This window comes from Lactobacillus sp. UMNPBX4, assembly GCF_002554115.1.
GTDB lineage: Bacteria > Bacillota > Bacilli > Lactobacillales > Lactobacillaceae > Lactobacillus > Lactobacillus gallinarum.
Genome location: NZ_PCZF01000047.1, coordinates 1 through 11,582, shown reverse-complemented (window position 1 = coordinate 11,582; position 11,582 = coordinate 1). Strand labels below are relative to the sequence as shown.

The 11,582-nt window shown below is 36.9% G+C and carries 7 protein-coding genes and 19 tRNA genes; all 26 read left to right on the top strand.

What is annotated here, in order from left to right:
- Window positions 1-84 precede the first annotated feature (84 nt).
- The 26 genes from CP355_RS08270 (at window position 85) to smpB (ending at window position 11,149) form a co-directional block, all read left to right on the top strand.
- Window positions 85-158 (top strand) — tRNA-Met (locus CP355_RS08270).
- Window positions 159-170: 12 nt separating this feature from the next.
- Window positions 171-244: transfer RNA gene (locus CP355_RS08265), tRNA-Ile, on the top strand.
- A 20-nt stretch (window positions 245-264) separates the two neighbouring features.
- A tRNA-Met gene (locus CP355_RS08260) sits at window positions 265-338 on the top strand.
- 3 nt (window positions 339-341) lie between these two features.
- Window positions 342-415, top strand: a tRNA-Asp gene (locus tag CP355_RS08255).
- Window positions 416-421: 6 nt separating this feature from the next.
- Window positions 422-494 (top strand) — tRNA-Phe (locus CP355_RS08250).
- A 19-nt stretch (window positions 495-513) separates the two neighbouring features.
- Window positions 514-584: transfer RNA gene (locus CP355_RS08245), tRNA-Gly, on the top strand.
- A 6-nt stretch (window positions 585-590) separates the two neighbouring features.
- Window positions 591-665: transfer RNA gene (locus tag CP355_RS08240), tRNA-Ile, on the top strand.
- 2 nt (window positions 666-667) lie between these two features.
- Window positions 668-757: transfer RNA gene (locus CP355_RS08235), tRNA-Ser, on the top strand.
- A 730-nt stretch (window positions 758-1,487) separates the two neighbouring features.
- Window positions 1,488-1,559, top strand: a tRNA-Glu gene (locus CP355_RS08230).
- 37 nt (window positions 1,560-1,596) lie between these two features.
- Window positions 1,597-1,683, top strand: a tRNA-Ser gene (locus tag CP355_RS08225).
- An 8-nt stretch (window positions 1,684-1,691) separates the two neighbouring features.
- Window positions 1,692-1,765: transfer RNA gene (locus tag CP355_RS08220), tRNA-Met, on the top strand.
- 3 nt (window positions 1,766-1,768) lie between these two features.
- Window positions 1,769-1,842: transfer RNA gene (locus CP355_RS08215), tRNA-Asp, on the top strand.
- A 6-nt stretch (window positions 1,843-1,848) separates the two neighbouring features.
- A tRNA-Phe gene (locus CP355_RS08210) sits at window positions 1,849-1,921 on the top strand.
- A gap of 7 nt (window positions 1,922-1,928) precedes the next feature.
- A tRNA-Tyr gene (locus CP355_RS08205) sits at window positions 1,929-2,010 on the top strand.
- Window positions 2,011-2,014: 4 nt separating this feature from the next.
- Window positions 2,015-2,085 (top strand) — tRNA-Trp (locus tag CP355_RS08200).
- 12 nt (window positions 2,086-2,097) lie between these two features.
- Window positions 2,098-2,170: transfer RNA gene (locus CP355_RS08195), tRNA-His, on the top strand.
- 7 nt (window positions 2,171-2,177) lie between these two features.
- Window positions 2,178-2,249, top strand: a tRNA-Gln gene (locus CP355_RS08190).
- Between the two features lie 23 nt (window positions 2,250-2,272).
- Window positions 2,273-2,343: transfer RNA gene (locus CP355_RS08185), tRNA-Cys, on the top strand.
- Window positions 2,344-2,381: 38 nt separating this feature from the next.
- Window positions 2,382-2,466: transfer RNA gene (locus CP355_RS08180), tRNA-Leu, on the top strand.
- Window positions 2,467-2,589: 123 nt separating this feature from the next.
- A complete protein-coding gene (locus CP355_RS08175; protein WP_025006422.1) occupies window positions 2,590-3,753 on the top strand; it encodes a glycosyltransferase family 4 protein in 1,164 nt (387 codons plus the stop codon).
- Between the two features lie 14 nt (window positions 3,754-3,767).
- Entirely contained in the window at window positions 3,768-4,811 is a 1,044-nt protein-coding gene (locus tag CP355_RS08170; RefSeq protein WP_056945621.1) for a glycosyltransferase family 4 protein, read from the top strand.
- Complete coding sequence (locus CP355_RS08165) at window positions 4,811-5,836, top strand: lysylphosphatidylglycerol synthase transmembrane domain-containing protein (RefSeq protein ID WP_098044311.1); 1,026 nt, start codon at window positions 4,811-4,813, stop codon at window positions 5,834-5,836. Before CP355_RS08170 ends, CP355_RS08165 begins: the two co-directional genes overlap by 1 nt.
- A gap of 71 nt (window positions 5,837-5,907) precedes the next feature.
- Complete coding sequence (locus CP355_RS08160) at window positions 5,908-7,968, top strand: LTA synthase family protein (RefSeq protein WP_098037029.1); 2,061 nt, start codon at window positions 5,908-5,910, stop codon at window positions 7,966-7,968.
- Between the two features lie 66 nt (window positions 7,969-8,034).
- Window positions 8,035-8,268 (top strand): preprotein translocase subunit SecG, encoded by a 234-nt coding sequence (secG, locus tag CP355_RS08155; RefSeq protein WP_003632304.1) that lies wholly within the window; start codon window positions 8,035-8,037, stop codon window positions 8,266-8,268.
- A gap of 70 nt (window positions 8,269-8,338) precedes the next feature.
- Complete coding sequence (rnr, locus tag CP355_RS08150) at window positions 8,339-10,678, top strand: ribonuclease R (protein WP_098044310.1); 2,340 nt, start codon at window positions 8,339-8,341, stop codon at window positions 10,676-10,678.
- Between the two features lie 12 nt (window positions 10,679-10,690).
- Window positions 10,691-11,149, top strand: coding sequence for an SsrA-binding protein SmpB (gene smpB / locus CP355_RS08145; RefSeq protein ID WP_025006418.1), 459 nt, complete (start codon window positions 10,691-10,693; stop codon window positions 11,147-11,149).
- Window positions 11,150-11,582 lie beyond the last annotated feature (433 nt).

Genomic DNA, 11,582 nt, shown 5'->3' with positions numbered 1-11,582 from the left:
TAGAGCACCTGGTTTGGGACCAGGGGGTCGCAGGTTCGAATCCTGTTTTCCCGATTGTATCTAAATGGTATTAGTTACATTTTTGGCGGTGTAGCTCAGCTGGCTAGAGCGTCCGGTTCATACCCGGGAGGTCGAGGGTTCGATCCCCCCCGCCGCTATATTGTAAACTTGGACCTTTAGCTCAGTTGGTTAGAGCAGACGGCTCATAACCGTCCTGTCGTAGGTTCGAGTCCTACAAGGTCCATTACATATGTATATTAATATCGCGGGATGGAGCAGTCTGGTAGCTCGTCGGGCTCATAACCCGAAGGTCGTTGGTTCAAATCCAGCTCCCGCAATTTGGTCCATTGGAGCAGTGGTTTATCTCGCCTCCCTGTCACGGAGGAGATCGTGGGTTCAAATCCCACATGGACCGTAAGATGGCTCGGTAGCTCAGTTGGTAGAGCAAAGGATTGAAGCTCCTTGTGTCGGCGGTTCGATTCCGTCCCGCGCCATTCATTTTTTATATTAGGTGCGGGTATAGTTTAGTGGTAAAACGAAAGCCTTCCAAGCTTTAGTCGCGAGTCCGATTCTCGTTACCCGCTTTATATGGGCCTATAGCTCAGCTGGTTTAGAGCGCACGCCTGATAAGCGTGAGGTCGATGGTTCAAGTCCATTTAGGCCCATTGGAGACTTACTCAAGTGGCTGAAGAGGCGCCCCTGCTAAGGGTGTAGATCGGGTTATTCCGGTGCGAGGGTTCGAATCTCTCAGTCTCCGTAATTAAAAAGTCTTAACGTAAGATTTTGAATCTGCGTTAGGACTTTTTTGTTTTTCATTATGTTCTGATAAAACAGCTTTAATTGCTTCTCATGTTGATGAAAGAAAGAGAAAAAAGTATCTTTTGATTGGAGGACTATAAAACAGTTTTATATTTAGTAAAAAATCTGAAGAGCGTAAGCAAGACATATTTAATGCTTCCAAGCTATATTTAAAGCAATAAAAATTGAATATCAAATCGTCTGACAGGTTACAAATAATATTTCAATGCCTCAATAATATCGTAAAAATTCAAAATTAAGGGCTGAAACCTGTAAGTAAAAATATATGAGGTCTTATATGTGTCTAATACTTCCAAAATCTGCGAATTTATAAAACTCAGAAAATAAATATTCTCAGAATTAAAAATTTGCGATATCAGAAGAGAAACTAAATAAAAAGGACTTAGTATCCAAATAACCGTAAATTAGCCTTATATCAGACAATATTGCAGGATAGATGCTTATTTTGGCTAATAACAAGCTATAAAAATAGGCGATAGGCGATATAAAAAAGCAAAATAAAAAAATTGAAAAAAAGCCTTGCAATTTAGATTAATATCTATTAATATTAAATACGTTGTGATTGAGGGATCACATCGATGACTTAAAAGTTTTAAAAGATAAAAAAAGTTCTTGACTTTTAAAGCTCGTTTAGTTATTATAATAAAGTGCTCTTCGTTAAGAGACATGACCCGTTGGTCAAGTGGTTAAGACACGGCCCTTTCACGGCCGTAACATGGGTTCAAATCCCGTACGGGTCATTTACCATTTTAATATATTTTGGTACTTACAGCTAATGGAGGATTACCCAAGTGGCTTAAGGGGACGGTTTTGAAAACCGTTAGGCGGTTCTGCCGCGCGTGGGTTCAAATCCCACATCCTCCTTATAATATCGCGGGATGGAGCAGTCTGGTAGCTCGTCGGGCTCATAACCCGAAGGTCGTTGGTTCAAATCCAGCTCCCGCAATTTGGTCCATTGGAGCAGTGGTTTATCTCGCCTCCCTGTCACGGAGGAGATCGTGGGTTCAAATCCCACATGGACCGTAAGATGGCTCGGTAGCTCAGTTGGTAGAGCAAAGGATTGAAGCTCCTTGTGTCGGCGGTTCGATTCCGTCCCGCGCCATCAAGCTGGAGGAGTAGCGAAGTGGCTAAACGCGGCGGTCTGTAAAACCGCTCTCTCTGAGTTCGGCGGTTCGAATCCACCCTCCTCCATAATAGGGATATCGTATAATGGTAGTACATCGGTCTCCAAAACCGCTGATGTGGGTTCAATTCCTACTATCCCTGTTTACCTTCATGGCGGAATTGGTGAAGGGGTTAACACACCGGTTTGTGGATCCGGCATGCATGGGTTCGAATCCCATATTCCGCCCTAGTATTGGGATATAGCCAAGTGGTAAGGCATTAGACTTTGACTCTAACATGCGCTGGTTCGAATCCAGCTATCCCAATTCTAAATAATTTAATAACTTATGGCGGTGTAGCCAAGTGGTAAGGCAGAGGTCTGCAAAACCTTAATCGTCGGTCCGAATCCGACCTCCGCCTTATCAACAAGATAAGTTGATAATTTAATTTAATATTATGGCGGTGTGGCGGAATTGGCAGACGCGTCAGACTCAAAATCTGGTGTCCATTACGGACGTATCGGTTCGACCCCGATCACCGCTATTATTTTAAAGTGATTCATTTTTGAATCACTTTTTTTGTTTATTGAGATATATTTGTAATTTTTCATTATAAATTGCAGTTAGTTTAAGTAATCTTTATAATGCTAAATATGGAGGTATTTAAATGAATATTGGTCTTTATACCGATACATATTTTCCCCAGATAAGTGGCGTGGCTACTTCTATTAAGACGTTAAAAGATGCGCTGGAAAGACAGGGGCATAATGTATTTATTTTTACGACAACGGATCCTAATGTAAAAAAAGGCACAGTTGAACCTAATGTCTTTCGTTTTAGCAGTATTCCTTTTGTTTCGTTTACTGATCGTAGAATTGCATTTAGAGGACTTTTCGAAGCTACTAAGGTGGCTAAGGAAGTCAATTTAGATATAGTTCATACTCAAACTGAGTTTGCATTGGGTACTATTGGAAAATACGTAGCTCATCAGCTAGATATTCCAGCTATTCACACTTACCATACGATGTATGAAGATTACTTGCATTATATTTTGAATGGACATTTATTGCGGCCATATCATGTGAAGCAATTTGTAAAAAGCTATTTAAAAAATATGGATGGCTGTATTGCTCCTAGTGGCCGAGTAGAAGAATTATTAAGACGTTACGGTGTCCAAATTCCGATTCGGGTGATTCCTACCGGTGTAGATATTCAGAGCATGAATAGTGATGCAAATCGTGATGTACGAAAAGATCTTGGTATCGATGCAGATGCCCCAGTTATATTGACGTTAAGTAGAATTGCTGCTGAGAAAAAAATAAATCATATTTTGAATGTATTACCAGCAATTATAGAAGAAATACCTAATGTTAAATTTGTGATCGCTGGTGATGGTCCAGATGTTAAAGTGCTCCAAGAGCAAGTTGAGCGTTTAACTTTAGAAGATTACGTAATCTTTGCAGGAAATGTTGACCATGGAGATGTAGGAAATTACTACCGCATGGCAGATATTTTTGTCTCTGCTAGTGATACTGAAACTCAAGGATTAACATATGTTGAAGCTTTAGCAGCCGGCACACCTTGTGTTGTTTATGATACTGATTATACGGAAAATATCTTTGACAAAGATATTTTTGGACGAAGATTTAATACGCAACAAGAGATGCAAGAAGAAATTATTTCTTTGCTTAAGCAAAAACGGGCAAAAATCCCACAAGAAATATTGCAAAATAAGTTGCAGAGTATTTCATCGGATCAATTTGCTACAAATGTGCATGATTTTTATCAGTATGTAATTGATCATTATCAGCCTAAGCATGAAGAAGATTAAAAAAGAGGATATAGATGATTAGAATTAATATGTTCTCACAAGCTGATTCCGTTAAAGGTCAAGGGGTCGGCTCAGCATATAACGAATTAATTAAATTATTGAGAACGCATTTAGTAGATGAATTTTATGTAACAATAAATAAATATGGCAATAGTGATTTAACACATTACCATACGATTAATCCAACTTATTATGCTAATAGTTTTTCACCAGCACGTGGTAGAAAAATTGGCTATGTTCATTTTTTGCCAGATACTTTAGAGGGCTCAATCAAATTACCAGGCGTTGCAAAAAAAGTATTTTATCAATATGTAATTGATTTTTATAACCGCATGGATCAAATTGTAGTAGTTAATCCAATTTTTATTGATAAATTGGTCAATTATGGTATTGAACGCGATAAAGTTAAGTACATTCCTAATTTTGTTTCTAAAACTGAATTTTATGAGGAATCACTTGCAAGCAAAAATGCATTTCGTCATGAATTGGGGTTACCGCTAGATAAATTTGTAGTTTTTGGCGATGGCCAAGTTCAGGAAAGAAAGGGAATAGATGATTTTGTCAAAATGGCAAAAGCTAATCCAGATGTTCAATTTATTTGGGCAGGTGGCTTTTCTTTTGGCAAGATTACGGATGGCTACAGTCACTATAAAGACATGGTAGATAATCCGCCTAAAAATTTAACTTTTGCTGGTATTGTCGATCGCAAAAAACTGGTTAAATATTTGAACATTGCTGATTTATTCGTGTTGCCATCATATGATGAATTGTTCCCGATGTCTGTTTTGGAGGCATTTAGCTGTGGCACGCCAGTACTTCTGCGTGATTTAGATTTATATAAGGCTATTATTGATGGTTATTATATGAGTGGCCAAGATTTCGGCGAAATGAATCAAGCTTTACAAAAGGCCAAAAGCGATCCACATCTGTTGAAGAAATATAGTGATTTGTCTATTAAAGCAAGTCAAGAATATTCAGAAGACCGATTAGCCCATATTTGGAATGATTTTTATCATGAGCAATACAAATTGGGCAAGGAATTGGGACAAATTCATTAATGAATAAAAAGCATTTATGGGGCATCTTGATTGTATTGGCAATCAGTGCCTTTGTCTTATATATGGATCTGAAGTCAACACCATTATCAGAAATATTAAAGGCGGCTCATGGTCTTAATATTGTAGCTTTAATAATGGTATTTGGCTTAATGCTTCTGTCATATGTTTGTGAAGCGGGGATCTTAGCCACATTAGCTCATCGTAAAGAAGAGCCTAAAAGATCTGCATGGTCATTTTTGCGAATTCCAATTATTCAGGCTTTATTTAATGCGATTACACCAATGTCAACTGGTGGTCAGCCATCACAATTGGCAGCGATGATTCAAATGGGGATGGAAGGTGGTAGATCAACTTCCATTCTATTAATGAAATTCATTATTTATCAGATCGTAGTTTTATTCGCCTATGTCTTTACGATTATCTTTGGCTTTCATATGGTAATGACTAAATTTGCGGGGCTAGCTATATTTATTGCAATCGGCTTTTTGATCCACGTTAGTTCCATCATTTTCTTATTAGCAATCATGTTTGCCTATCATTTTACAAAGAATGCAACTAACGCTTTAATGAATTTGCTGGCAAAGTTCATTAAAAAAGAGCGTGTTGAAAAATGGCGTGCTGCTACTTTAGAAAAGATTGATACTTTTTATGCAGAAAGTCAGAAATTGAAGAAAGAAAAAAAGAAGCTGATTGTAGCTTCGATTTTGACTGTTTTACAGCTATTATTCTTTTATTCAATTCCATTTATGGTACTGATAGCTTTAAATGTGCCATGTTCATGGGCTAATGTCACGCAGATGAATATTATGATTATTATGTTCATGGCGATTATCCCTATTCCAGGTGCATCTGGTGGTGCGGAATACAGTTTTCAGACTTTATTCTCCACGTTTATTTCTTCTCATGGTGCTTTGATTTTAGCAATGTTTATTTGGCGCTTTTCAACTTACTTTTTCGGAATGATTTTAGGTATCTTTGGTTGGATTTTTAAACCTAAAAAGATAAAAAGTTCAGAAAGTAATTAATTTTTCTTAAAAGAAATGCGTCTTGCTTAAATCAGTAGTAAGATAAAATATCGTAATGAGAGGAGAAAGCAATGGAACGTACCAAGTCTTTTTTTAAATGGTTAACGCAAACTAAACTTGGCTTTTTTACGATTGTTTTAGTACTGTTTTGGTTAAAAACATATTTTATATATTTAACGAAGTTTAATTTGGGTGTGGTTGGTCCAATGCAGCAATTTCTGCTTTTGATCAACCCGATACCATCAGGGATGCTCTTGTTAGGTATTGGCTTATTCTTTAAAGGGCGAAAGTCATATTGGATTATCCTAGTAATAGATTTTTTACTAACGCTGTGGCTTTTTGCAAATATACTTTATTATCGTGAATTTTCGAATTTCTTGTCATTTTCGATAATAAAAACTTCAGGTTCGACTTCAGATAATTTAGGAAAAAGTATTGCAGGAATTACTTTAGCTAGTGATTTTCTGGCCTTTATCGATATTGCCGCAATTATTGTTTTATTAATCACTAAAGTCATCAAAATGGACGTACGTCCTTTAAAGCTTAAAGTCAGTTTATTAGTAGAATTGCTGGCAGTTAGTTTAATGGGCCTTAATTTATTGATGGCGCAAAAAGATCGTTCTGGTCTTTTAACTAGAACTTTTGACAATAATTATATTGTTAAATATCTAGGCATTAATGAATATGCCATTTATGATGGTTATAAGATGGCGCAGACGAATGCGCAGATGGCTAAAGCTAACGTATCTGATCTACGCTCAGTTAGACAATACTTAAAAGCAAACTATGTCAAACCTAATCCTGCTTATAACGGTGTAGCCAAGGGTAAAAATGTCTTGGTTATTCACTTAGAGAGTTTCCAACAGTTTTTAATTGGCTATAAATGGAAGGGCAAGGAAGTAACCCCTAACTTAAATAAGATTTATCATCAAAAAGATACGATTAGTTTTGATAATTTCTTTAATCAGGTTGGTCAGGGAAAGACCTCTGATGCTGAAATGATGTTGGAAAACTCATTGTTTGGGTTGCAATCAGGTTCAGCCATGTCGACTTATGGCACTTCTAATACTTTTGAAAGTGCACCAGCTATATTGCATCAACAAGCTGGTTATACGACTGCCGTAATGCATGGTGGTGCAGGCTCATTTTGGAATAGAGATAATGCGTATAAATCATTCGGCTATCAATATTTCATGCCACTTTCATACTTTAAGAATAAGCCAGGCTATTATGTCGGTTATGGTCTGAAGGATAAGATCTTCTTCGATCAATCAATTAAGTATATTGAACGTTTACCGCAACCATTTTATTTAAAAATGATTACAGTTACTAACCACTATCCATATAATTTGGATAAGAAAAATCAGTCAATTGATAAGACTAATACAGGGGATGAAACTGTAGATGGTTATGTGCAAACCGCGCATTATCTTGATCAGGCTATCGGTGAATTAATGCGTTGGATGAAGAAGACTGGTCTTGATAAAAAGACGTTGATTGTCTTTTATGGTGACCACTATGGTATTTCAGGTAATCACCATAAAGCCAGTGCTGAATTGCTTAAGAAAGATTCTTTCAATGATTTTGATAATCTGCAATTCCAGCGTGTCCCACTGATGTTCCACATGAAGGGATTAAAAGGTGGTATTAATCACACTTATGGTGGTGAAATTGATGTTTTGCCAACTTTATTAAATCTATTAGGCATCAAGGACAAAGATACTATTCAGTTTGGCTATGATTTGCTTAGCAAAAATGCACCACAAATTGTTGCTCAACGAAATGGCGATTTTATTACTCCTGAATATTCTAAAGTAGGCAGTGATTATTATGATACGAAGACTGGGGAAAGAATTAAGCCTGATAAGAAATTGAAAGCAAAGCTTACTGCAATTTCTAACAAGGTGACAACACAGCTTTCTTTGTCTGATCGTGTAATTGATGGTAATTTGCTCCGCTTTTATCGTCCAAAGTGGTTTACTACGGTTAAGCCAAAGGATTATGATTATAACAAAGCAACTTCATTGAAGCGGTTGTTCGATGATCCAAGCAAGACATCACTCTGGTATCAAAATCATCAAAAATCGACACAAAAAGATTTTAAGACTGATGCGCCAGAACTTAAAAAATAACTGCAAAAATAAGCAATTTGTGATAAAATTTATTGGTAAGTGTATGTGTGTATTGGAGGCAGCGCATTGTATAATTTAATTATGACGCTACTAATCATTGTTTCAATCTTAATCGTTATTGCAACAATGATGCAGCCACAAAAACAACAAGATGCATTGAACGCCTTATCTGGCGGTGCCGTTTTTAGTGGTCAAACCAAAAAACGTGGTTTTGAGGCATTTATGGAAAAAGTAACTGCAGTTTTATTGGTTCTCTTTTTCGTCTTTGCTATTATTCTAGCTTATATGTCTACAAAATAAATTTTGTACCTCCCGATCAAAAGTGATGGGGAGGCTTTTTTTATATTTCAAAAGATCGGAGATTAATTACATGGCACAAAACGAAAAAATTTTGGCCGGTGTTTTAGAAATTTTTCGCCATAATCCACAAAAACAATTTCGCGTAGATCAAATTGAACGAGAAGCGCGTCGTGAAAGATTGGGTAATTTTACTGAATTAATTAAAGCTCTTTCTTTCTTAGAACATGCAAATAAAATTATTACTGATGGTAAGGGACAATATCAATTAGCCCAAGCAGATACAATCGTCGAAGGTATTTTTAAAGCCAATGACAAGGGTTTTGGTTTTGTAAAGTTAGACGATGAAAATGTTGATGACGTTTTTATTGCAGCTGATTACACAAAGTATGCCGTTGATGGTGACCGAGTAAAGGTAAAGATTGTTGCTGATGGTAATCCTTGGAATGGCAAAGGACCAGAAGGTCGAATCGAAGAGATCCTAGAACGTGGCCTTGAAAGCTTAGTCGGTGAATTCCATCCACTGACTGATGAACAAAGAAAGATCAGTCCTTTTATTGGATATGCTTTAAGCAATAATAAAAAGTTGCACAAATATCGTGTATATTTATCCGAAAATGGTCTGATCCCACAGATGGGCGACATGGTAAAGGTATCTATCAAGGACTATCCTGAAGAAGATTATCCTGAATCTATGACTGGTGCAGTTACTAAGATTATTGGTAACAAGAGTGATCCAGGTGTAGATATCATGTCAATTGTTTCTGCTCATGACGTTCGTACTGATTGGCCAGAAGATGCAATGGCACAAGCTAATGCAATTCCTGATCATGTTACTGAAGAAGAGAAAAAAGGTCGAGTAGATATTACAGATCAGCCTGCAGTAACCATTGATGGGGATGATTCTAAAGACTTTGACGACGCCGTTGTTTTATGGAAATTGCCTAACGGAAATTATCATTTAGGTGTCCACATTGCCGATGTATCACACTATGTCAAAGAAAATACACCTTTAAATGAAGAAGCATTTGCTCGTGGTAACAGTACATACTTGGTAGACCGAGTTATTCCAATGTTGCCATTTAGACTTTCAAATGGTATTTGTTCATTAAATGAGGGTGTAGATCGTCTTGTTTTGTCCTGTGACATGGAAATTACACCAGAGGGTAAGAGAGTAGGCTACAAGATTTATCCTTCTGTTATGCGTTCACATGGTCGTATGACTTACAATAAGGTTAATAAGACCTTAAAGGGTGAAATGGATGGCTTAGAGGACAAGTATGTAAAATTACGTCCAATGCTCGAAGAAATGGCTGATTTGCATGCTATTTTATACAAACAACGTCATAGACGTGGTGCCATTGACTTTGAAGAACCAGAAGCTAAAATTATTGTTGATGATCAAGGCAAGCCAACTGACATCGTATTGCATGAACGTGGTACTGCCGAAAAAATGATTGAGTCATTTATGTTGATGGCTAATGAAACTGTTGCTGAAGATTTCTTTAGAAAGCATGTTCCATTTTTATACCGTGTTCACGAAACACCAGATGCTGAAAGAATTAAGAGTTTCTTCGAATTTTGTAGTGCATTTGGCTTAAATATTCACGCTGATCCAGAGAATATCAAGCCACTTGATTTGCAAAAGGTTGTATCTAAGACTATGGGTACACCAGAAGAAGCTGTAGTGCAAATGATGATGCTACGTAGTTTAAAGCAAGCACATTATTCTGAAGATGCATTGGGTCACTTTGGTTTAGCAGCAAAATACTACACTCACTTTACTTCACCAATTAGACGTTACTCTGACTTGATGGTGCACAGAATGATTCACGCATATCAAGAAAATGGAACTACCGAAGACATGCAGAAGCATTTTGCTAGTTACTTGCCAGATGTTGCTGAACAAACTTCTACTCAAGAACGTCGTTCAATCGATACTGAACGTGAAGTAAATGACTTGAAGATGACTGAATATATGGCAAATCAAGTGGGTCAACACTTTGATGCCGTAGTTTCATCAGTTACTAGTTTTGGTATGTTCATTCAATTGCCTAATACTGTTGAAGGCTTAGTACACATTTCTAATTTAACGGATGATTTCTATAGCTTTAATGAAAAGTCATTGACGTTAACTGGACGTGGTACGCATAAGCAATATAAGATAGGGATGCCTATTAAGGTTACCTTGATTAATGCTAACGTTGAGCAGCATCAATTAGACTTTGAAGTTTATGACCCTAACGCTCCTAAGAAGAAGCATAACGATCGAGGGATGAACGATCGTCGTCGTGGCAACCGCGGATTCCATAATAATCACGGGCACCGTGGTGGCAGCAATTATAATAGTCGTGGTAATCACCGCAGCCGTAATCAAGGAAATAGAAGAAATCAGAGAAACTTTGAACATTAGGAGAGATTCTTAATGAAAAAAGAAAAAGATGATAATCTAATTGCGCAAAATAAAAAAGCACGGCATGACTATTTTATTAAAGAAACTGTCGAAGCAGGAATTGCATTAACAGGGACTGAGATAAAGTCTATTCGTGCACGCAGAATAAACTTGCGTGATGGATATGTTCAAATTTATGGTGGTTCTGCTTATTTAGAGAATGTTCATATTAGTGAATATAAGCAGGGCAATCGTTATAATCATGATCCTTTAAGAAGTAGACGCCTTCTTTTGCATAAAAAAGAAATTGCACGGTTAGCTAAGGCACAATCTGAACGTGGAATCGCCATTATTCCGTTAAAGGTGTATTTAAAGCACGGTTTTGCCAAAGTTCTAATAGGTGTAGGACAAGGTAAAAAGGAATATGACAAGCGTCAAACAATTAAGGAAAGAGATCAAAAGCGTGAAATTCGCCGAAAGTATGGCATCTGATAGCATCGCAATCGCAGGATTGCGGTGCTATTTTTGTATTTTTAAAAAAATTTAAATAAAAATATGAGAGCTAAAGTTCGTTAATTGAAGGTAGAGTGCTATTTTATATAGCAAATAAGATTAGTTAACGCTAAATAAGCAAATAAAAATAAGTGATAATGTTACAACGTTGCCTAGCGTTTCTATTAGAACTCGAACAAAAGAGGGATTTGCCAAAAAAGAGAAAGTAGGGTAAATTAATAAAGTCGTCTTGAGAGATGACGAAGAGCTCGAGAGCTTTAAAAAAAGTTTTTGAAAAAAAGACTTGCAAAGTTAAAGCAAAACGAGTAATATATTTAAATGTCGTCAGGCGAGAGCCGAGGCGACGAAAAATAAATCAAAAAAGTTCTTGACAAAGGATTTGAGATTTGATAAAATATAAAAGCCGTCTGGT